This is a genomic window from Pseudoalteromonas sp. P1-9 (genome assembly GCF_001399975.1).
GTDB lineage: Bacteria > Pseudomonadota > Gammaproteobacteria > Enterobacterales > Alteromonadaceae > Pseudoalteromonas.
Map to the genome: position 1 here is coordinate 73,664 of NZ_LKBD01000009.1, position 20,856 is coordinate 94,519.

General features: G+C 41.6%; 19 protein-coding genes. 11 read left to right on the forward strand and 8 right to left on the reverse strand.

What is annotated here, in order from left to right:
* Nucleotides 1–61: 61 nt before the first annotated feature.
* The 3 genes from AN214_RS08290 to AN214_RS08300 are packed head-to-tail and all read right to left on the reverse strand — an operon-like array spanning nucleotide 62 to nucleotide 2,326.
* On the reverse strand, nucleotides 62–427 hold the full coding sequence (locus AN214_RS08290) for a DUF3325 family protein (protein ID WP_054979298.1): 366 nt from the start codon (nucleotides 425–427) through the stop codon (nucleotides 62–64).
* Nucleotides 424–2,028 carry a PepSY domain-containing protein gene (locus AN214_RS08295; RefSeq protein ID WP_054979299.1) on the reverse strand — a complete coding sequence of 535 codons (1,605 nt, stop codon included), beginning with the start codon at nucleotides 2,026–2,028 and terminating at the stop codon, nucleotides 424–426. Before AN214_RS08295 ends, AN214_RS08290 begins: the two co-directional genes overlap by 4 nt.
* A 1-nt stretch (nucleotide 2,029) precedes the next feature.
* The gene (locus AN214_RS08300; RefSeq protein WP_054979300.1) at nucleotides 2,030–2,326 is read right to left on the reverse strand and encodes a hypothetical protein; all 297 of its coding nucleotides are present in this window, start codon (nucleotides 2,324–2,326) and stop codon (nucleotides 2,030–2,032) included.
* Nucleotides 2,327–2,606: 280 nt separating this feature from the next.
* Here AN214_RS08300 and AN214_RS08305 point away from each other — a divergent pair, with 280 nt between their 5' ends.
* The 7 genes from AN214_RS08305 to AN214_RS08335 all read left to right on the forward strand — a co-directional run bounded on the left by AN214_RS08305 (nucleotide 2,607) and on the right by AN214_RS08335 (nucleotide 8,353).
* Complete coding sequence (locus AN214_RS08305) at nucleotides 2,607–3,104, forward strand: hypothetical protein (RefSeq protein WP_054979301.1); 498 nt, start codon at nucleotides 2,607–2,609, stop codon at nucleotides 3,102–3,104.
* Nucleotides 3,097–3,306, forward strand: coding sequence for a helix-turn-helix transcriptional regulator (locus AN214_RS08310; protein WP_054979302.1), 210 nt, complete (start codon nucleotides 3,097–3,099; stop codon nucleotides 3,304–3,306). The genes AN214_RS08305 and AN214_RS08310 overlap by 8 nt, the downstream gene beginning before the upstream one ends.
* Before the next feature lie 107 nt (nucleotides 3,307–3,413).
* The gene (locus tag AN214_RS08315) at nucleotides 3,414–4,856 is read left to right on the forward strand and encodes a DKNYY domain-containing protein (RefSeq protein WP_054979303.1); all 1,443 of its coding nucleotides are present in this window, start codon (nucleotides 3,414–3,416) and stop codon (nucleotides 4,854–4,856) included.
* Between the two features lie 126 nt (nucleotides 4,857–4,982).
* Nucleotides 4,983–5,825 (forward strand): alpha/beta hydrolase, encoded by an 843-nt coding sequence (locus tag AN214_RS08320; RefSeq protein ID WP_054979304.1) that lies wholly within the window; start codon nucleotides 4,983–4,985, stop codon nucleotides 5,823–5,825.
* A gap of 131 nt (nucleotides 5,826–5,956) precedes the next feature.
* Nucleotides 5,957–6,223 (forward strand): hypothetical protein, encoded by a 267-nt coding sequence (locus tag AN214_RS08325; RefSeq protein WP_054979305.1) that lies wholly within the window; start codon nucleotides 5,957–5,959, stop codon nucleotides 6,221–6,223.
* Nucleotides 6,224–6,289: 66 nt separating this feature from the next.
* Nucleotides 6,290–7,291 carry an NAD(P)-dependent alcohol dehydrogenase gene (locus AN214_RS08330; protein ID WP_054979306.1) on the forward strand — a complete coding sequence of 334 codons (1,002 nt, stop codon included), beginning with the start codon at nucleotides 6,290–6,292 and terminating at the stop codon, nucleotides 7,289–7,291.
* A gap of 201 nt (nucleotides 7,292–7,492) precedes the next feature.
* Nucleotides 7,493–8,353 (forward strand): EamA family transporter, encoded by an 861-nt coding sequence (locus tag AN214_RS08335; RefSeq protein ID WP_054979307.1) that lies wholly within the window; start codon nucleotides 7,493–7,495, stop codon nucleotides 8,351–8,353.
* A gap of 58 nt (nucleotides 8,354–8,411) precedes the next feature.
* Here the strand turns inward: AN214_RS08335 and AN214_RS08340 are convergent, their stop codons facing one another.
* The 3 genes from AN214_RS08340 to AN214_RS08350 all read right to left on the reverse strand — a co-directional run bounded on the left by AN214_RS08340 (nucleotide 8,412) and on the right by AN214_RS08350 (nucleotide 12,158).
* Entirely contained in the window at nucleotides 8,412–10,535 is a 2,124-nt protein-coding gene (locus AN214_RS08340; RefSeq protein ID WP_054979308.1) for a TonB-dependent receptor, read from the reverse strand.
* Between the two features lie 239 nt (nucleotides 10,536–10,774).
* On the reverse strand, nucleotides 10,775–11,899 hold the full coding sequence (locus tag AN214_RS08345) for a TRAP transporter substrate-binding protein (RefSeq protein WP_054979309.1): 1,125 nt from the start codon (nucleotides 11,897–11,899) through the stop codon (nucleotides 10,775–10,777).
* Between the two features lie 58 nt (nucleotides 11,900–11,957).
* On the reverse strand, nucleotides 11,958–12,158 hold the full coding sequence (locus tag AN214_RS08350; protein ID WP_054979310.1) for a hypothetical protein: 201 nt from the start codon (nucleotides 12,156–12,158) through the stop codon (nucleotides 11,958–11,960).
* A 289-nt stretch (nucleotides 12,159–12,447) separates the two neighbouring features.
* Here AN214_RS08350 and AN214_RS08355 point away from each other — a divergent pair, with 289 nt between their 5' ends.
* Nucleotides 12,448–14,208 carry an endonuclease gene (locus tag AN214_RS08355; protein ID WP_054979311.1) on the forward strand — a complete coding sequence of 587 codons (1,761 nt, stop codon included), beginning with the start codon at nucleotides 12,448–12,450 and terminating at the stop codon, nucleotides 14,206–14,208.
* 293 nt (nucleotides 14,209–14,501) lie between these two features.
* On the opposite strand, the gene AN214_RS08360 is transcribed toward AN214_RS08355, so the two are convergent.
* The gene (locus AN214_RS08360; RefSeq protein WP_054979312.1) at nucleotides 14,502–14,789 is read right to left on the reverse strand and encodes a hypothetical protein; all 288 of its coding nucleotides are present in this window, start codon (nucleotides 14,787–14,789) and stop codon (nucleotides 14,502–14,504) included.
* 508 nt (nucleotides 14,790–15,297) lie between these two features.
* Here AN214_RS08360 and AN214_RS08365 point away from each other — a divergent pair.
* The 3 genes from AN214_RS08365 (at nucleotide 15,298) to AN214_RS08375 (ending at nucleotide 19,617) form a co-directional block, all read left to right on the forward strand.
* Nucleotides 15,298–17,124 (forward strand): alkaline phosphatase PhoX, encoded by a 1,827-nt coding sequence (locus tag AN214_RS08365; RefSeq protein WP_054979313.1) that lies wholly within the window; start codon nucleotides 15,298–15,300, stop codon nucleotides 17,122–17,124.
* A 218-nt stretch (nucleotides 17,125–17,342) separates the two neighbouring features.
* Nucleotides 17,343–18,956, forward strand: a complete 1,614-nt coding sequence (locus tag AN214_RS08370) for a hypothetical protein (RefSeq protein WP_054979314.1) — start codon at nucleotides 17,343–17,345, stop codon at nucleotides 18,954–18,956.
* Nucleotides 18,940–19,617: a manganese efflux pump gene (locus tag AN214_RS08375; RefSeq protein WP_054979315.1), complete on the forward strand. Its 678-nt coding sequence runs from the start codon at nucleotides 18,940–18,942 to the stop codon at nucleotides 19,615–19,617. The genes AN214_RS08370 and AN214_RS08375 overlap by 17 nt, the downstream gene beginning before the upstream one ends.
* Before the next feature lie 63 nt (nucleotides 19,618–19,680).
* On the opposite strand, the gene AN214_RS08380 is transcribed toward AN214_RS08375, so the two are convergent.
* Nucleotides 19,681–20,775, reverse strand: a complete 1,095-nt coding sequence (locus AN214_RS08380; RefSeq protein ID WP_054979316.1) for an AraC family transcriptional regulator — start codon at nucleotides 20,773–20,775, stop codon at nucleotides 19,681–19,683.
* Nucleotides 20,776–20,856: the final 81 nt, after the last annotated feature.

Consider the following 20,856-nt stretch of genomic DNA (forward strand, 5'->3'; position numbering starts at 1 on the left):
ATTATGCTGTGTTAAGCGCATTTAAAGGCACGCTTAGGCGGTTTGAAAACCCAAATACGAGTTATATAAAGTACCATCCAGTTAGTTCTAGCCCCAGTATTAACGCAAATATGACGCTTAATGGCTGTTTATTTGGAATAACTGGCACTAACGCGTAAAAGGGCTTTTTTTCAAATAGCACACTTAATATACACGCAAGCAAAGTAACTAAGCCACAAAGCGACACAAGTGCGTTTGAAAAACCATTTTCAAAGGTTAATATTGTGATACTCAAAGCGATTAAAAGCCACGCACCGAGGCGATACCCTGTGCTTTGTTGAGACGACGGTTTGAATTCACGACCAAGCGCTTTGGTGTATTTGGGCATCGCCAACATAAATAAGCAAAGCGCCTGATAAATCAATAAGCTTGAAATTAATAAAATCATGCAGCTACCTCACGGCGTGGTCTTTTACTTGGTGCTGTTTCAGCGTTTACTAAACGGTGTTTTTTCACAAGTATTGCAATACACATACAAAGCACAGAAGCAGCAAGATTAACTAAATCGAAACTAGCAAAACCCCAATCGTTTTGCTTGATACTGGTAATTAAACCGCGCTCGGTGGTTAGGCCGTTGGTAATTGGTACCAGCGCAAATAAAGTGGCAGCCATAAGCCATTGCTGGTACCAAGCAACTGCGCCGCGATTTTGCCAAGAATGCTTACAAGCGTGCAGCAAAAATACTAACCAAGTTATAAATAAACAGTGCATTTCCCAATTTGCGCGCGATGCCATTTCTATAGGCAACAAACGGTTAGCAATAAAATACACAGCAATGGCGGCGGGTAACCCAACCACTGTACCAATGTTTAACCCTTCGGTTAATTTAAAACTAAATGGCAAGCCTGTAGGGTTTGAGAGCGCTTTTTTACGGCGTTTTGTCGTCCAAAGTACCATGCCAGAGGCAATCATGGCACAGCCCGTTAATCCCGTTAAAAAGTACAACCAACGTATTGGCAAGCTTGCGAAAATACCTTCATGCAACTCTAAAAAGATAGATTGAACATGACGCGTGCCTTCAAACTGTGGTGTATATGCGTAAGTTGCACCGTTAGTGGCGTGCAAAATAAGTTTTGTACCGTCATCACTTGGTGAGGTTTGCTCAAGGGAAAATACCACTACGCTGTTTAAATCGTTAGGGTGATAAATACGCACCGCGTAACTTTGTCGTGTATCGTTATGCTGTGTTAATACATCTTGCGCTTTTTGATAAAGTACAGGCAGTGGTAATTGGACGGCAGGTATTCCAGCTGCATCATTCGGAGCTCCGCGTTGATAATACTCATCAAAAAATTGCTTTTTGCCTTGTTCACCTAAGCCGTAGCTTGCGTTCATAACAAACGGCACATAAGTAAACATAAACATGATTAATCCAGAGTAAGTAATCATTAAATGAAACGGCAAGCTCACCACGCTCATTAAATTATGCCCATCTAACCAAGATGTAGCGCCTTTATTTGAGCGAAACGTAAAAAATTCTTTAAAGATTTTTTTATGTACCACAATGCCAGTAACTAGGCCAAGCAACATAAACATGGTGAAAATACCCACTAAATAATAAGCAAAGCGGGTAGGCAAGTAATGCAACCGATAATGCATGCGATACAAGGCTTGTCCGCCGCCCGTTTTACGGTGCTCAAGTACTTCGCCTGTTTCGCCATTTAGAGTTTTACTAACGCGTGATAGTTTATCTTCGTCATTTTTTTGTTGATAGCTTAACCATAAATGCGGTTCGCTACGAGTGAGGGGTAAATAAATACGCCACTCTTTGGCGTCTTGCCCGTATCGCTGCAAATGGGTTTGCGCGGTTGTTAACGACGTTTCAATATTGGCGGTGTTCTTTGGTAATTCAGGCGCCATCCATGCATCAATTTCACTGTCGAAATAACCTAAGGTGCCGGTAACAAAAATAAAATAAAGCAGCCAGCTTACTAAAATGCCTGTCCAGGTATGAAGCCACGCCATAGACTGGCGAAATCCACTTTTCATATTAACCTCTTAGCCAAAACATAAGCGCGTTGGCCAGCGCGCTAACGGCGAGTACTAACAGGCTGTTAATGAAAACGCTGCGATAACTTTTTGCTGAAAATACGTACATGATGTAACCCGTATAAAGAGCAAAACTCAACATTGAACTGGCAGCAACGGCGTCTTTTTGTGAGAGAGGCAATAGAAAAGAAATTAAAACACTGACTGAGATGGTTAGTGCATAACCTAAAAATGCGGCAATTAAAATACGGTAGCAGATTTCCTTTTTAAAACTGCTTTTTGACGAAACATGTTCCATAAATAAACGAGAAATAAAATTAGAGACAATAAATGATAACAGTTATTGTTTTTATTATAAATATAGCAGAGATGTTTGACACGATAAGAGCGTAATTATTTGTTGTTGCGTGTGGTGTTTGGTTTGAACTGTGTTGAATACGTTAATGGTGAGTATAAAACCTGAGGTGTTGTGAAGTTAGTTTTAGTTAACTCAAAGTAAAAAATATTTGACATACAGGGATGCTGGTTTATATTTATTAATGTTAAATATTTTTAACTTAATGTAAGGAATAATAAATATGACTAAAAATGAGTTACGGGATTTTCTTAATTCGATTAGCTTTCGTGAGTTGACGCTAACGGTAGATTTAGTCGCAACACTTGGCATTTTATATTTCTATTTAACGCGTTTGATTGCTGCGACGCCTGAAATGCAAGCTGATGCTGGTTTTGTTTCAAGCTTATTGCTTAAGGCAATTGTATTTTCGATTGTGGTTGCTATTGCGAGCAGAATATTACTGCAAGTGGTTAGCGACGGAGAGTTAGAGCGACCCCTTGATGAACGAGAGAAGTTAATTGATTTATTTGGCAATAAGCATGCCTTGTGGGTGCTCCAAGCCGGTGTGTGCATTGCTATTTTTCAGTACACTGCTGAGGCGCAAAACTGGCTGTCGGCTAAAGGGCATCAACTGCCATTTTTAGCGCTGCATATTATGGTTGTGTCGTTTATTCTGTCGGAGGCGGTTAACTATATAATGCAACTTGTTAAAAGCCGAATGAGTGCAGTATATGGCTGAACTTCAAATTACTAACCAAATAAAAATGCTGCGTTTTATGAATGGCGAAATGACGCAAAAAGAATTAGCCGATCGTGTTGGCGTTACGCGCCAAACCATTATGGCAATTGAAGCTGCCAAGTATTCCCCTTCGCTTGAGGTCGCGTTTAAAATTGCTGCTGTGTTTAATTTGCCTTTAGAGAGCGTGTTTCAGTATCAATAATAAGCGACTAAGTTGCGCATTAAATATGCAAATTAGTCATAATAAACACTGACATAAATTACGTTTTAGATTAGGATAAAAATAAAAAAATAAAGGCTAATCAAGCAATGGATTTCTTGTTTAATGGCAAATTCTGGCTAAGTGCCGTGTTTATTGCGGTACTTTTGGGTTTTGCATCACAATTACGCGCCGATGACCGACCTTGGTTAAGTTACCTTATCAATCCGTCGTTTTGGTTCTCTGGTGCAGTCGACGAAGACAAATCAGATTCTTATTATTATTCATACGATAAACAGCAAATTCGTTATTCGCCCATGGGGAATTGGTTTGAGCTTGGCAACACCCTAATTGAAGGGGCAGATGTTGAGACATTTGAAGTACTTGCGCGCGATTTTGCTAAAGACAAAAACAATATTTATTACCAATCAGACGTGATCACCCGTTCAGTTGATTACATGACTTTTTCACTTATTAATGAGCTAATTGCACGCGATAAAAACCACGTTTATGTGCCATCCCGACTTGTTACTGAAAGTGCCTTAGCTGAACAATCAGATTCCCCGTTGCATATCATTAGTGATGCAAATCCCGCTAGTTTTGAAATAATAAATGATGCTTGGACGAAAGATGACAAGCAGGCTTATTATTATTTTGTGCCGCAAGCGGTTGATGTTGCATCGTTAGCGCTTTTAAATGAATACATAGTGAAAGATGCGCATGCGGTATTTATTAAACACGATGATCATTTTATTAAAACCCAAGTTGCCGGACTACATGTTAACGCGCTAAATGAGCTGTTTATTTACGACGAGCATAAGCTGTATTGGTTTGATGCCAGTTATCAGCAAAACGATAATGGCGATTCGCAATCGAGTGTATGGTTAGAGTCGGTTGCTTATCAAAATATCGATTCTTTTACGCAATTTAATGATGACTATTTTACCCTCGATGACAGCGTTTATTTTGGCAAAAACCGTGTAGAACACGCTGATGCTAAAACCTTTCAGATTATTAATAATGCCGGCTTTGCCAAAGATGCAAGTCAGGTGTTTTATCAACAACACCGCTTACCTAATGCCGATGCGCACAGTTATGCGTTATTGCTAGAACACGGCAGCTACGGCCGCGATAATTCACGTATTTATTACAAAAACCAATTACTTGGTGAAAAACAAACACCGTTAAAAGTGCTGAGTAACGATGATTATTTAGTAAGTGGTGGCAAAGTATTTTTCCAAGGTAAAGTAATAGAAGGTGCAAATGCTGACTATTTTACCTTATTGGAACGCTTTGCAAGTTACGCAAGTGATGGCAATGCGGTTTATTTTCAAGATAAAAAAGTTGAAGGCGTTGATTTAAATACTGTGATTGTGATTAATCGTGATATGGCGATTCGTGATGCGAACCATGTCTATTGGCGTGGGTCACGAGTTGAAGGTGCAGATGTGAACACCTTTATGCGTAGTCATCGCAATTACGAAAAATATGATGCAGAAGACAAACGCTATTTTTATAAAAACGGCATTCGCGTTGCGACAAGGAATGATTAGTTGCGCCTAGTGGATTTACAAAAATAGCGTTTAACAGCCACTAAGCTACTCACTAAACACATGAAGATGTTGAACTTTTCATATTGGTGATGTTCTTATACTAAAAATAATAATAAGGATATAAATATGAAACGCCTGGTCTTTTTCGCATCTGCATTAGCGCTTACCGGCTGTACGGCCACTATTAAAGAATCACGCTTTATTGTACAAGGTGACGAAAAAACGCTTTATAGCGATACCTTTATCAACACTTTGAATGCGCAAACACCGCACCATAATGTCAACGTGATCTCAATCCCGTCAGAAGATAAAACCACTACCTTGTACGGCGTGTTTTTAGACAATGAGAAAACACAAAACACAGTTTTGTACATCCCTGGTAATGGCATGAGTGTTGAGAAAGCGGCTACCAACGCCTTGCTTGAGCTTGCCGAATACGATTACGACATCGTGATATTTGACCGTCGCGGCTTAGGTGCGAGCGAAGGCACTGCCACAATCGCTAATTTAATCAGCGACGCTAATGTTACCTTCGACTATACCAAGCAATCCCTTAAAGCCGACAAAGTGATTGTGCACGGTTATTCACTTGGCAGCTTTATTGCTGCGCAACTTGCCAAAAATAAAGCGGTTGATGGGTTAGTAATGCAAGGCTCGGCGACTAATGTAGATGATTGGGTAGACGAAGCGATGCCTTGGTACTCAAAAGTATTTGTTGATGTGCAAATTGATGATGCGTTTTACTCGGTTGATAATAAACAAGTACTTAGTGAAAACTATGTAGGGCCACTGCTTGTAATTGGTGGCGCTGATGATAAACAAACGCCAGCAATTTTGTCAGAGAAACTATTTAATGCAAGTACAAGTGCCGAAAAGCAGCTGGTGATTGCAGAAAATGCCGGTCACGGCGAAATGTTCAAAAGTAAAAATGTGCAAGTTGCTTATCAAACCTTTCTTGCAAAATTTTAACCTGTAATTTTTAACCTGTAACTGAGCCCACACAAACGCGAATGCAAAGTGGGCTTATATTCGTTAACAGCGAATTGACCGCCCCAATTTATGACTATACTGAGTGAACGATTATTTTCTCAGGACTTGTTATGAACCATCTTAAATTCCGCGCGTCTAGCGTTACACTTTCACTAACTTGTAGTTTTGCCATTGTAGTTTTAAGTGGCTGCTCAAAAGCCGACCCCGTTCCCGTAACTGAATGTAAAACTGTGGTAAGTCATGCAAAGCGTGTTTTAGGTGATAAAGCGCCGAGCAGTTCACAAATGTTGAAGCAGTGTAAAGCGGCGAGCGATGAAGCAAGAGGGTGTGTGATGGCGGCAGATAAGCCAATGAAATTATTAGATTGCGACTTTTAAGTGATCGCCACACCGTGTTGTTCAGTACCCACTTAAGCAAATTTAAAAAACTAAGGGAAACCAATCATGATTACAGCTTACGCAGCAAAAGAGCCCGGTGGCAAATTAGAAAAACATACGATTGAAGTAGGTGAATTAGGCGCTCACGAGGTAGAAATTGACGTTGAATATTGTGGCATTTGTCACTCCGATATTTCAATGATCGACAACGAGTGGGGGTTTTCACAATATCCGCTTGTGGCGGGTCATGAAGTTGTTGGTCGTATTGTAAAAACTGGCAGTCACGTGAATAGTTTACAACAAGGCCAGTTAGTCGGCTTAGGCTGGCATTCCGACTATTGCCAAACCTGTTATTCGTGCCATACCGGTGATGAAAACTTATGCGCAGCGGCAACGCCTACGATAATGAGCCATGGCGGATTTGCAAATAAAGTGCGAGCTAATGAAAAGGCGGTGGTTGCGTTACCAGATGGCATGGATGCGCAATCTGCGGGGCCGCTATTTTGTGGCGGTATTACCGTATTTAACCCACTGGTGCAATTTGATGTAAAACCAACCGACAAGGTTGCGGTAATCGGCATTGGCGGCCTTGGGCATTTAGCGCTGCAATTTTTAAATGCATGGGGGTGTGAAGCTACCGCATTTACATCATCTGAGGCAAAATCAGACGAAGCAAAAAGTCTTGGTGCACACCATACGCTGAACTCGCGAGATAGCAGTGAAATTGAGGCCGCGGCAAATCAATTCGACTTCATTATTTCAACAGTCAATGTAAAGCTGGATTGGAATTTATACCTTTCAACATTAAAACCAAAAGGGCGCTTACACTTTGTAGGGGCTACGTTAGAGCCGCTTGATTTAGGTGCGTTTGGGTTAATTGGCGGACAAAAGCAAGTATCAGGCTCACCTGTGGGCAGTCCGGCAACGATAGCTCAAATGCTGGAATTTGCGGTGCAGCACAATATTAAACCACACATTGAAACCTTTAAAATGAGTGATGTGAACAATGCATTGGCGCATTTAAAGTCGGGTAAAGCGCGCTATCGTATTGTGCTTGAAAAAGATTAATTGGCTAATAGGGTGTAAATACTTATTTAGTGAGTAATACGTTTAAAAGTGATATGGCGTCGCCATATCACTTTTAATTTCTAACACCGTTTTAATTGTTCAGTTTAATACCAGCGAAAACGCTTCTTTAATACCATTGTGATGGGGAATTGGTTACACTCTTCGGAATAACATAGCTTTATTAACCATCCGTATTTATTCATGAATTACTTAATCTCAGTCACTATTTTGTGGGCATTTTCATTTAGCTTAATCGGTGTGTACTTGGCAGGACAAGTCGACGCTTGGTTTAGTGTGTTAATGCGTGTTGCGCTTGCCGCAGTGGTGTTTTTACCGTTTTTAAACATTACCCGTATTGCTAAACCGCTTGCGCTTAAATTAATTGCTATCGGGGCGATTCAATTAGGCGCTATGTATGGCTTTTACTACCACAGTTTTTTGTATTTAAGTGTGCCTGAAGTACTGCTGTTTACTGTAATGACACCGCTTTATATCACGTTATTAAACGATGTTTTAGAAAAGCGCTTTAACGCCCAGTTTTTACTGGTAGCCATTATTGCCATTATTGGCGCGGTGGCGATTCGCTATCAGGGCATTGATGGCGATTTTGTGTTTGGCTTATGCTTAGTACAAGGCGCTAATATTTGCTTTGCCAGCGGACAAGTATTTTATAAGCGTGTAATGAGCGAACAATCGCTTGATCATAAAACAGCATTTGCATGGTTTTTTGTGGGTGCCTTAATTGTTGCGGCAACGTGCTTTGCCTTATTCGGCAATATCAATAAATTACCAACAACAGTTACGCAATGGGGCGTTTTAACTTACTTAGGGTTAATCGCATCGGGCTTTGGTTACTTTGCATGGAACAAAGGCGCAGTAGCGGTTGATGTAGGCACACTTGCGGTAATGAATAATGTACTTATTCCGGCGGGCATTGTTGTAAATTTAGTGATTTGGAATCGTGATGCAGATTTACTTCGTTTATCGCTTGGCGGGGCAATTATGCTCTTGGCGCTTTGGCTAAATCGGGTTTTTACAAAACGTCTCGCCCATTCACAATAATAGCATTTTTAATACATAAAAAAGGCACCAATTGGTGCCTTTTCAATTTAATTAACAATTAAAACAGGTAGTTAATACCTAAATTAACCGTAGCGCCTTTGCCTTTCACATTGTAGCCACTGCCTGTGTAAGACTGAGAGCGAGCAGGGTAGTAATCGTTATTAAGTAAGTTTTCTACACCGCCATATACTTTGAAATCTTGGCTTATTTGGTATGAAGTACTCAAGTTAACAACATTGTAGCTACTTACCGGGCCATTGGTGCCTGTGTATACGTCACCTACTTTTTCAAAACGGTCACGGCTGCCAACATGCATCATGGCAAGTGATGCGTGCCAGTCATTTGTGATGGTGACATCGGCATAAGCGGCAAACTTAGGCGGGTTAATCGTACTGCCGTTAAGGTATTCATCGGTATCGGTGTTTTTACCTTCTAACCAGCTGTAGTTAACACCTAGTGTCAGGGTATCGCTTGGTTTTGCTTCAAGTGCCGCTTCAAAACCGTAGATTTCTTGCGGCGAGCGCACGCTTTCGTATTTGCCTGTTGCTGCATCTTCTACAAGGCTGGTACCGATATTTGATTTACTGATGAAAGTGGCAAACTGGTAGTTGAAAATGCCGTAGTAACCGTCAAAACCAACTTCATAGTTTTTAATGATTGACGCATCTGTATCAATTTTATTGATGCTTGGTGCAGATGCGGTGCGTAAGGTACGCCCTAAATCTGTCACATCAAAGCCTTCAGAATAACTTACAAATGGCATAAAGGTATCAAATGCGTTGTAACGTAAACCAAGGTTGTAGGTTGTTGCGCTGTATTCAATATCGCCGCCAGTGACATTGACTACGTCACTACAAGTTTTGCGACACACCATAAGGGTTTGAAAGTCATTAACTGATACATCAATTTCTTCATGGCGAAGACCCGCTTTTACTACCCAATCATGATTAATTACGAACTTTGATTGTAAATAAAGCGCAGCGTTATCCATGTCCATTTCAGGCGTCCAATCACGGCCATCTACCATGGTTTGCGCTGTCACGTCGTTGAGTAAATCGATACCGTAAGTGAAGCTTGCCGCTGTGTTATCAAAATCAACTGTAGTATTAAAGTTTGCACGAATACCTGTTTTTTCAGACTCAATCATAGATTGGCCGCCCGCTAAGTCTAGCTCAGGATCACGGAATTTAGTGCTGTAGAAAAACACATTTTCAAGTTTCTGCCAATAAACATCACCGGTAAATAAGGTATCGGTAAAGATTTCAGCGTGCTCGTATTGTAACTTTAAGTTGTGGTTACCACGCGGCCCTTGAGGATCGCCCGGGGCTTTAACCCCGCTGGTGTTTTTCTCAGCGTAGCTTTTTTCGCCGTCGTTAACGGTTTTGTTGATGCTGATATAGTCGGTTTCTTGCTGACCTTCAAAATAGTTGTAAGTAAGCGATAGCGCACTTTGGTCGGTTAGGTCGTAGCCGATTTTAGTAAATGCATTTTTAGATTCAAAGCCTGACATCCCATAAAGCAAACCAAGCGGGTCGCCGTCGGCGTCTTTAATAATGCCGTTATCTTCATAAGCGACATTGGCAACATAACTTAACTTGTTGTTACGACCATCTAGAGTTACATCGGCACGTTTGCCTAGGCTGTCGTTGAAGTCGGTTGCGGAAAAATTAGTCGCAAGATTAAGTTTACCGTTAAAGCCGTCTTTGCTGTTGGCATTTTTAGTAATGTAGTTGATGATACCGCCCGCAGCGCCGTTACCATAAATTGAGGTCGCACCCTTAATCACTTCAACGCGTTCAATAACACTTGGATCAAGAGAACGAATTGCTAAACGACCATTTCTTAAGGGAGTAGATTGCGGTAAACCATCAATTAATACAAGCGCACTACGGCCACGTAAGTTTTGACCTGAACTACTGTTAGTGCCAGTGTTTGGCCCCATGCCTGGTACCTGAATGGCTAAAATGCTTTGCAATTCATTGGTTACTTCCATGTTTCTTAGTAGCGCTTGCTGATCGACAATCACTACCGACGCGGTTACTTCATCTAAACGTTCTTCAACACGGCTGCCCGTTACGATAATGCGTTCCATATCTTTGGCTTGCTGTTCGGCGTTGGGTGCGTCGGCAAATACGGCACCTGAAACAAAGAGCGCGGTTAGGCTGAGGGAGGTTTTTAACATGGTTGATCCGATACTTGAGTAAAAAAATTAGTGCGGATGTTAATGATATTAATTATTAATTGCAATAAGTGAGGGGCTGCTGAGTTTTATTTATTTACTATTTTAATTATATGTATCAAAGAGCTAGTTACAGTTTTACTGAATGACTCACCCAGAGAAGCAGTGTATTACTTGTTTTGGTACGTATTAACTAGATTGTAATTGCGGGACCTTGATTCTAGTTGATAACAAGACATAATTTAAGTTAGCGAGTGTTTACTTGGGGTTTTAGTTGCGTCTAATAATCTAGAAAACTCATTACTCGAGCCGAGCAGTGATTTTTTAATATCGCGCCATTCGTGGCGATGATGACCAAATTGGTCTTGCCATAAGGCAATCGTTGGTTGATCTGGTTTAAACACAGTGCAGCCTCGCTTTATAAACTCCTGTTCACAGTTTGATTCGATATGACTGACATTACTTAGCTGAGATAAAAAGGTTTTTTCAGCGGCATCGTTAACAGCTAAGCGCAGTGTTTGCGGTAAGGTGTTAAGCCACTTTTGACTGACTATGTTGACCCAAGTATCAGGTACGGTGTTAAGCTGCGCAATGGTTGCGATTTCGTCACGTAAATTATTTGGACCTGCATACAGGCCGATTATACCGGGGTCGAGTACCTGAAACTTGCCTAAGCGCGCCATACTCGCGACATTCGCCCAGTTAACCTCCACAATATGTGCACTGGTCATGGCATAAAAGTGTTTTAGCACCTTGCTTGCGGGTACGCGTAGCACCATATTCTTTAAGTCTGTTGGTGTTTTGACCACTGTATTGGCAAGTTTTGTGGTACTTAGTGTACGTGCGCCTGTAATGTAGTGATATAAAATAGCCAATTTACCTTGTTTTGCTATTTTTTCAATTACGTTTTGCTGCCAGTACGGCGAACTAATTAGATTCAAAAAGGCTTGATTGTTACCTGCCCAAAATGGAATGTTTAGAATATCTAGAAGTGGTAACGCGCGCGATAAATTTGCAACTGAAATGAGCGCAGCGTCGACTTGCCCTCGCGAAACAGCCGCCATCAGGTCAGTGCCAATGCCCATTTCGCCTTGTTCGTGGATATCAACATAGATTTTGCCTTGTGACAGGCTTTGAATATTGCGTTTAAACTCGATGTGTAAATGTGGAACGAATGAGGCATCTGAGGTGTGATAGGGCGATGCGAATACTAAGGTGTGCTCTGCAGTTTGTTTTATCGCTTCATCTTGTGCAATATCGTCAGCACTTAACTTTGCTGTTGCAGCGGTTACATTGCCAAACGGAAAAAGCGAGCTTGCAACAAGCGCGCTCGACGATTTGATAAAATAACGACGTGATATTGGCATATTTTAAGTTTAGCCAAGTTCACGGTGCTTTCAATGCGCACTAGGGCTGTTTTATTTGTTAGTCAGATACATCTTTAATCGTAAAAGACTCAAAAATCTCCTCTTCTTGCTCTAGTTTTTCTGCCCACGCGGTTACGCCGTCTAGTGATAGATTAGGTCCTGCCACATAACGTTGCACGCTGTCATCTTCACTGATCGCAAATTCAATTAGATATCGTTTAGTTGTCATCATATTGCCACCGATGATTTGTATGCTCATCTTTTGGTTTACCCGTTTTTGATTACAAATTAATGACACAGTTTGAAGAAATTTTAAACAATTACTTTTACCTCCTGTTTACATTTGTTATCGAAACTGCAAACCCCTTGCTCTGTATGGCCTACAGCAGACTTAATCGAAATTCAAATAGAGTTTTGACTCTAAATGTAAGGAAATTGTAAAGATAATACTTTAAAGTAGCGCGGCAATAATTTCAAAAAGTTGCACAGGAAGAAGTATGCAAAGGATGGTATTGATTTGAATTTTTAATAAAAACAAATGGATAACCATGAATCTCTCACGCTTAAAAATCGTAACATCAATTATTGTTGCAAGTTATGCAACGCAATCGCTGGCAGCAGCACCTGAAAATTACTATCAATTGGCTGATCAATCTTCGCCAACTAAACTAAAACAAAGCCTACATAACATCATTAAAGGGCATACTAAAATTCCGTATACCTCATCCAGCACCGACACTTGGGATGTACTGGAAATTGCGGATCAAGATCCAGCAAATAGTAATAACGTGATTGATGTGTATAAAAACGCTAGCTATGCAAAAGTTGGCGGCGGCAACACTCAGTATAATCGCGAACATAGTTGGCCAAAGTCGTACGGCTTTCCAAGTGACGGCAGCAATAATTACCCTTACACTGATTTGCACCATTTGTTTATTGCTGATAGCAGTTACAACTCAAGCCGCAGTAATAAACCGTATGCAACGTGCAGCGATGCGGCGTGTATTGTAAAAGCAACGGAGCTTAACAATAATCGCGGCGGTGGCTCAGATGATATTAACTTAACGTTGGGTTCAGGTGCGACGGGAACATGGCAAACGTGGCCTGCACGCCGTGGTGATGTAGCGCGTGCACTTATGTATTTAGCAGTGCGTTATGAAGGTGGTAGTCACTCAATCACAGGAGTGTTAGAACCCGATCTTATTCTGACCGATGATCGCATGTTGATTGAGGGCTCAAAAACAGGTGGCAATGAAGCGATTGCTTACATGGGACTAAAATCTACCTTGCTGGCATGGCATAAAGCCGATCCAGTAGACAGTTTTGAAACGCGCCGAAACGACGCAATCTTTGAGCATCAAGGCAATCGTAACCCATTTATTGACCATCCAGAGTTTGTTGCATGTGTATTTGAAAGCAGCTGCTCAGGTAATGGCCCTGATACCGGCACGCCGAGTGACAGCACACCTTGGATTAACGAGCTTCACTATGACAATGACGGCACCGACGTAAACGAGGGTGTTGAAATTGCGGGTGCAGCAGGCATTGATCTCAGCGGTTGGTCGCTGGTGGCATACAATGGCAATGGCGGCAGCGCTTATAAAACCGTAAGTTTATCGGGTGTACTTGCAGATCAGCAGGGCGGCTTCGGTACGCAATTCTTTGCGATTGCAGGTTTGCAAAATGGTGCGGCTGATGGCATTGCACTGATAAATTCGAAAAATGAAGTGGTGCAATTTTTAAGCTACGAAGGCAGTTTAACCGCAACAGATGGCCCAGCTAACGGCTTAACATCGACAGATATTGGTGCAGCTGAAAACACCAGTACCGCAGTCGGCATGTCACTGCAGCTAAAAGGCACCGGTAACGTGTATAGCGACTTTAGTTGGCAACTGGCATCAGCTACATCAAATCAAGTAAATTCAGGTCAAACATTCGAAGGTGGTAGCACAACACCCACCGAGCCAGAGCAGTCAATATTTACCAATACGACAGCAACGGCAATTCCTGATAACGCGTCAGTAACATCAAACTTAGCGGTAACGCGTTTTGGCAGTGCCAACACTATTTCGATTGATGTGGACATTACGCATACCTATCGTGGTGATATTAGCTTGGTGTTAATCGCTCCCGACGGCAGCGAGTTTACGCTTAAAAGTAAAAATGGCTCAGACTCTGCTAATGACGTAAAAGCACAGTACTCAGTAACAACCTCATCGGTTGCAAATGGCGAGTGGCAGCTACGCGTAGAAGACAACTATCGTAAAGATACGGGCACGCTAAACAGTTGGTCAATTACCTTTAAATAATGGCATTTATAGTTAGGTAAATCGTAATTTTAACAATGAAGCGCCAATGACATCTGGCGCTTTTTGTATTTGCTTAATGCATAAGTTTGGTATTTGCGTGACTAATCATGTTTTTTAAAAAATCGATCACAGTATAATCAGTACCGCCATTTTTTATACAGCGTTAGCGCGTGTGAAAACCCTTCTTTTGCTTTTAAGTATTGCTCTGTTCGCATATAAGCGAAGGCTAAACTCTTTTGGCGTAACTCAATAGCGGCAAGTATTAGCAAACCTAGTTTGATTAACTTCTATTTTTATTCGTAAAGCTTATCTGTTGCTTCTTTGAGTCCTGAGTGCGGTAAAAACTGATCTGTAATGGTCAAAATTGAGTGAAGATTATTTTTTAGTTTATCAAGTTCTATGCTTCCTGGTTTCATAGCTGTTTGTAATAAATGAATCGCCATATCTGCTAACAGAATACGCTGCTTTTCTAGCCACTCTTCATCTCCCTTGGTCGCGGAGTTATTGAGGTAACTATCTTCTACCAAACTATGCAATTGCCAACTTGTTTTTATTAGTTTATTTCTTTCAATATCATTCACTGTTTATCCCTCAAACATTTAAAAGCTAATAAATCAGACTTTGCAAAGTTGCTTAGCTTGTAAAATACGAAAAAAGCAAAATAACAAAATCTTAATCTATTGAAAAATTAATTAAGTTATAAGAAATAAATTGAATGTATGTGAACGATTAATATTTGCTCATTGCGACTAGATATAAAATAAGTGCTGAAAAGTAGTGTTCTAATATCCGCTCGAAAGAGTCTCATTTTGCATTCCAGATAAATGGATACTCAGAATAGTCACACACAAAACGTCATTCCACATAAGCTACTCTCATCTTTAAACGTAGTTCAAGTGCAATTCTATGTTGTATCTAAGGTTGGCACATTGAGTTTAATGTGTATGCCTAAATTAAACCTTGGTGTGCTTGATAAGCATGTAACGTAATCAAACCGACTTCTTTTATTAATTATTCAGTAACTTATTTTTCATATTAACGCGACACCATAGGGCGCGAATTTAATTACCGTCACTTATGGAAAATAAAATGGAACATAAAAAAATAAAAATGAGCGCACTTGCGCTGTCAGTATTACTCGCGCTAACGGCTTGTTCAGATGGCGATGATGGTGCGCAAGGCCCAACAGGCGCTGCAGGCCAAAATGGCACTGATGGTTTAGATGGCACAAATGGTAGCGATGGCTCAGCTGGCAAACTAACGCGCCTTGCAACAGTGCCAACAGGCGCGGAAGTGACGGGTATCTTTTTATCACAAGAAGGTGATTTATTTTTCAATGCCCAACACCCATCAGACAGCAACACAGTAACGAATGCTGCAGGTAAAACATTCCAAACAGGTACTGTGGGTGTGCTTGCTGGCGTTAATTTTAATAACCTACCAGAAACGCTGGTTGACTCACCTGTACCTGTGAGCGATGAAGAACGCCAAACGGTAATGAGCGCGTACGGTCAATATCAAATTCTCGGCCAAACGGGCGATACTTATGACGGTAAGTTAGCAAAAGGCTTAGGTCATATTTATTCAATGGTAGGTGATGAGCTTATTCTTGAAAACGACATGCCAGATTTTAACGGCTTTATTCAAACGGGCGCGGGTAAAGGCTATTTATTCACTAACTGGGAAATGTACCCGGGTGGTATGAGTCGTATGGCAATTGAAAAAGATAATCAAGGTAGCTGGACAGTTACTGATGCCATGATGCTTGATTTTGATGGTGTAAAAGGCACTGCTGCAAACTGTTTTGGTTCAGTAACCCCGTGGAATACACCGCTCACATCAGAAGAGTGGATTGTAGATTCAAAAGTAGATACCACCACCCACCCAGATTGGAATAACCCTGCGGTAATGAATACAGATATCATTGGCTACATGTGGCAACTTACCGCACCGGATGCGCCAAACCCGTATCGCTATGGTTATATTGCCGAAGTACAAAACCCAACTTCAAATGAGCCAATGGTAGTTAAGCACTATGCATTGGGCCGTTTTGAGCATGAAAACGCAACGGTAATGCCAGATGGTAAAACGGTGTATCTATCACAAGATGATACCGGTGGTGTGTTATTTAAATTTGTTGCAGATACACCTGAAGATTTAAGTGCAGGTACGCTTTATGGCGCTAAATTAACTCAAGATGTTGGTCAGAATGACCCTGCGACGACAGGCTTTGATGTAGCGTGGGTTGAACTTGGTCACGGCGACAATGCAATGATTGAAGCATGGATTGCTGATTTTGACGGTATTGGCACCGATCAATACGTTGAAGGCGAAACGAGCTACATGACCATGGCTGACGTGGAAGCGTGGGCAAATGGCGCGGCAACTTACCCAACGGTTGCCAATGGTGGCGGTAAAGTTACCGCAGGTGAGCCGATGGATAACCGTGTTGTATTCCTAGAGTCACGTCAAGCGGCGCGTTTAAAAGGTGCCACGGCAGAATGGCGTAAGCTTGAAGGTATTTCAATTAATACCAAGCGTGCGCAAGAAGCAATTGAAGGCGTAAACACCATTGATGGTGAAGATGTACGTGATGCGTACGTGTACCTTGCGATTGCCGATTTAGATAACACGCTAATTGATAACGAAGGTGATATTCAGCTATCAAGCCGCGTTAAAGATTGTGGTGGTGTTTATCGTGCAAAACTAGAAGAAGGTTATAACATCAGCCGTATCGAACCATTAGTAATGGGTTCAACCTACCGCAGCAGCTTATCAGGTGCAGCACGTTGTGATGTTGACCAGTTATCACAACCAGATAACGTTATCGTAATGGACGACGGCCGCATCATCATTGGTGAAGACGGTTTCCAAGAAAACAATACGCTTTGGCTTTATGAGCCTGTGAAAAAGTAAGCAGTTGTTTTAAGAGAAGTGAATAATACCAATTCACTTAAGTAGCGGATCATCCTAGCGGACTAAATATCATGCTAACTGCGTTAGAATTTATCAATGTAGAACAACTGCATAAGAAAAATTCCGCCTTGTTACCATTTCATTTATTGAGCGCTATTGTTGATCACATACTTTACAGAATTGGTATAAGCACTTCTCATTTAGTTGGAAGAATGAGTATGAAATACCCAAGCCTTGTACTTGCTGCGTTTATAACGTTTGCGAGTTTTTGTGTTTTTGCAAACAAACAAAATGCCGGCCATAACGCGCTCGATTACATTAAACACAATGAAATTTATAACCCTGAGGCGGTGATCCCACCGCAGTGCTACACCAAAACCGAAGGCAAAAACAACCCGTGTTATGCCTGTCATCAAACTTATAAGCATAGCGAAAAACGCCCAAATATTATGAATGATGGCGATTTACAGGGCGATTACCAGTTTTCAGATGAAGGAATGAACAACAGTTGGAAAAACCTGTTTATTGATCGCTCTGACTTAATTAAAGGTATCAGTGACGACGCCATTTTGGCTTACGTTAATCAAGATAACTATGGTCAGTTTGCACACACTTACCATACATCGCCACAAGCCAATGCAATGTTTATCAATAATTTGGCGTACCCTGAAAAAGCCTTTAATCAGCAAGGGCTTGCAAAAGATAACAGTCATTGGGTGGCATTTAACTACAAGCCGTTTCCAAGTACTTTTTGGCCAACAAATGGCTCAACCGGTGATGCGATGATCCGCTTGCCTAACGCCTTTCGTGAAATTAACGGCGAATTTAATCTTGATGTGTATTTTGCCAACTTAAGCTTGGTTGAAATAGCAATTAAAGAGCTGCCAACAATTTCTACCCCAGAAATTGACGAGCGTATTATTAACGTTGATTTAAATAATGACGGTACGCTTGGCAAAGTCTCGCAAATCAACAAACAAAGCCACTACTTGGGTGACGCTAAACAAATACCGCTTCACAGTATGCTGTACCCCAAAGGCACAGAGTTTTTACACACAGTGCGTTATCTAGGGGTGAATGCACAAGGCGAAATTTACAATGCCCCGCGCATGAAAGAAGTGCGTTATATGAAAAAGCACGGATTCAAATCAGCCAACAAGCTGCGCGGTGCGTACACACTTGAAGCAAAAGAAAAAGAATTTGAGCAACTACCTAAAACCATTTCAATTGGCGAGCGCGGTATTGATAACGGCTTTAGCTGGACCATTAATGGTTATATTGAAGACCAACAAGGCAAACTTCGCCCGCAACATTATCAAGAGCTGATGTTTTGTAACGGCTGCCATAAAACCGTTGGTACGACTATCGACCAAACCTTTTCGTTTCCACGTAAAGTAGAAGGCAAACTCGGTTGGCGTTATATCGACTTAAAAGCGCAAAAAGATGTTCCTACGCGAGGCGAATCGCAAGGCGAATTTTTAACGTATCTGCAACGCGTTGGCGGCGGTGATGAGTTTAGGCAAAACCAAGAAATGTTACTGCGTTGGTTCGAAAGCGACGGCACAGTAAAACGCGATAAAGTTGCTAACCTGAGCAGCATTTATGAACTGATTATGCCGTCAAAAGAACGCGCGCTTAAACTCAACAAAGCCTATAAAACCATAGTGCAAGAGCAAAGCTTCTTATTTGGTCGCGATGCCAATATCAGCAAAGCCAAAAATGTACTTGAACAGGTTGATGACAAGCAAGCGCCACTTGCGCCTGAGCATCACCATAAGTGGGACATAAGACTTGCTTGGTTAATGGGTGAAGACAATGCAGTTCGCCGCTGAATACCTTATTGCCTGCTTACTGATGGGCGCTGCGATTGGCATGGATGTAGCCCTAGTAACAGCGCTTTACAGTACCAAGCTTACGTGCCGTAAAACACGCACGAAATGGATCACCGGCGTGGTTGGCTCACACACACTTTTACCTATGTGTGGCTATTTACTGAGTTTTTACGGCATCAAATGGCTACCTTGGCTAACGCCGTTGTTGGGTGTTGTCGCAATTGGCTTTATTGCAGTGTATTTATATCACGAGATATTTGCCGATGATGAAACCGATGCGCTGGTCGCGACCATTTCGTGGTCGTTGATTGTTGCGGTAAGTTGGGATGCGCTTTGGTCGGGGCCTGCAAAGTCGGCGCAAGTAGTTGAGTGGCAAACCGTGTTTGTCTGGACATCATTTCTTGTGGTGGGCGCTGTGGTATATCTATTTACCCTTGCTGGGCTTAAAGTTGGCAAGCGCTTAGCGTGCAGGCAAAACAATACACCATTTGTTTGGCTGTGGTTGCAATACGCGGCGATTGGTTATTTTGGCTTGCTGGCATTGATGCGCTATACCTTTGCGTTGGATGTACCCGACTGGCAAATCTTTGCGCTAAGCGCGATTATTATTCGCATTGTATTGGTAAAACAACGGCCGTTATTTTCAACTGCCTTATCGTAATTAAAAAAGGGCTCAGGCCCTTTTTTAATTTATTAGCAACACCCGCAACAACAATCGTACTTGTTAACTTGCTTTAACTAACGCATCACTCAAATGCATTTGGCGAAATTGGTTGGGAGTAATACCTGTTTCGCTTTTAAACGCGCGGCTAAATGGCCCTACAGAGGCAAAACCGCTTTCAAGGCTAACCACCAATACTGACCAATTTTGTTTAGTCGTATCGGCCAACAGTTCTTTGGCGTGCGCAATACGCAGCCCATTTATGTACTGATTGAAATTTTTATCACTAATGTGCGTTTTTAACGCACGGCTAACACGGTATTCAGGCACATCTAAATGACGGGCTACATCTGCGACCTTGAGATTAGCTTGTAAAAATAAGGATTCGTTTTCAATTAATTGACTAATTTGTGCGGCAAGTAACACATCACTGTTAGATGATAAAACACGGGTTTCTGTTGCCGCTACAGCATATTTACCTGTATTTTCTGTACTAGCGTGTTGTTGCCAGGGGGTTCTATTTCGCCAGATAAGCAAAATGTGAGTATTAACAACTACCATTAAAATAATGGCTGTGATCACCCACTGCTTTGCTACTACATCACCAGCAAAGAGGTAGTTACTCAACTTGCTAATGCCTACCGCTAATGCGAAGGTTGATAAAAACCACACGCGTTGCATTTGCTCTTTTTTTGAAGCGCTTTTAAAGCCGCGACAGCCTTCCCAAAAAGATAAAACCAACACGCACGATGACAGCAATATGGTGATTTCAGACAGTGCATGGCGAAATAGCGACTGGTCACTTGCATTAATTAATGCGGTGGAGCTTGCAAACAAATAACCTTGTTTAACGAAAATGAGTAATGAAATGACAAGCGCAAAGGCCAAGTGGTGCCGTTCAATGGCTTTTTCTTGGCGAAAGAAGCTACGCGACAATAACCAATAGCAGTTGCAGGTTGCTACGGTTCCTAAGCCAATTAAATATTTATAAGCGCCAATAGCATCGCCGCTTAGTTTTTGCGTCAGTGTCATGGCGATTGAGCCACAAAATACTGCAAATAAAATGTGCGGTAGTTGCTTTTCACGTACAAACAGTTGCGCAATTAAACCGCCAATGCTGATGCAAAGCACTAAAATATAAAAACTCGAAAGGGTCATAACAACATGTCAAAACCAGAATTAAACTAGCTGTAAGTGTAACCAGCCCGCACCTATCAATCAATTTGCTATTTGTAAGTA

Bases quoted from the DNA above. Each gene is read 5' to 3' on its own strand.
- AN214_RS08290 (WP_054979298.1), bottom strand. From the start codon at position 427: ATGATTTTATTAATTTCAAGCTTATTGATTTATCAGGCGCTTTGCTTA.
- AN214_RS08295 (WP_054979299.1), bottom strand. From the start codon at position 2,028: ATGAAAAGTGGATTTCGCCAGTCTATGGCGTGGCTTCATACCTGGACA.
- AN214_RS08300 (WP_054979300.1), bottom strand. From the start codon at position 2,326: ATGGAACATGTTTCGTCAAAAAGCAGTTTTAAAAAGGAAATCTGCTAC.
- AN214_RS08305 (WP_054979301.1), top strand. From the start codon at position 2,607: ATGACTAAAAATGAGTTACGGGATTTTCTTAATTCGATTAGCTTTCGT.
- AN214_RS08310 (WP_054979302.1), top strand. From the start codon at position 3,097: ATGGCTGAACTTCAAATTACTAACCAAATAAAAATGCTGCGTTTTATG.
- AN214_RS08315 (WP_054979303.1), top strand. From the start codon at position 3,414: ATGGATTTCTTGTTTAATGGCAAATTCTGGCTAAGTGCCGTGTTTATT.
- AN214_RS08320 (WP_054979304.1), top strand. From the start codon at position 4,983: ATGAAACGCCTGGTCTTTTTCGCATCTGCATTAGCGCTTACCGGCTGT.
- AN214_RS08325 (WP_054979305.1), top strand. From the start codon at position 5,957: ATGAACCATCTTAAATTCCGCGCGTCTAGCGTTACACTTTCACTAACT.
- AN214_RS08330 (WP_054979306.1), top strand. From the start codon at position 6,290: ATGATTACAGCTTACGCAGCAAAAGAGCCCGGTGGCAAATTAGAAAAA.
- AN214_RS08335 (WP_054979307.1), top strand. From the start codon at position 7,493: ATGAATTACTTAATCTCAGTCACTATTTTGTGGGCATTTTCATTTAGC.
- AN214_RS08340 (WP_054979308.1), bottom strand. From the start codon at position 10,535: ATGTTAAAAACCTCCCTCAGCCTAACCGCGCTCTTTGTTTCAGGTGCC.
- AN214_RS08345 (WP_054979309.1), bottom strand. From the start codon at position 11,899: ATGCCAATATCACGTCGTTATTTTATCAAATCGTCGAGCGCGCTTGTT.
- AN214_RS08350 (WP_054979310.1), bottom strand. From the start codon at position 12,158: ATGAGCATACAAATCATCGGTGGCAATATGATGACAACTAAACGATAT.
- AN214_RS08355 (WP_054979311.1), top strand. From the start codon at position 12,448: ATGAATCTCTCACGCTTAAAAATCGTAACATCAATTATTGTTGCAAGT.
- AN214_RS08365 (WP_054979313.1), top strand. From the start codon at position 15,298: ATGGAACATAAAAAAATAAAAATGAGCGCACTTGCGCTGTCAGTATTA.
- AN214_RS08370 (WP_054979314.1), top strand. From the start codon at position 17,343: ATGAAATACCCAAGCCTTGTACTTGCTGCGTTTATAACGTTTGCGAGT.
- AN214_RS08375 (WP_054979315.1), top strand. From the start codon at position 18,940: ATGCAGTTCGCCGCTGAATACCTTATTGCCTGCTTACTGATGGGCGCT.
- AN214_RS08380 (WP_054979316.1), bottom strand. From the start codon at position 20,775: ATGACCCTTTCGAGTTTTTATATTTTAGTGCTTTGCATCAGCATTGGC.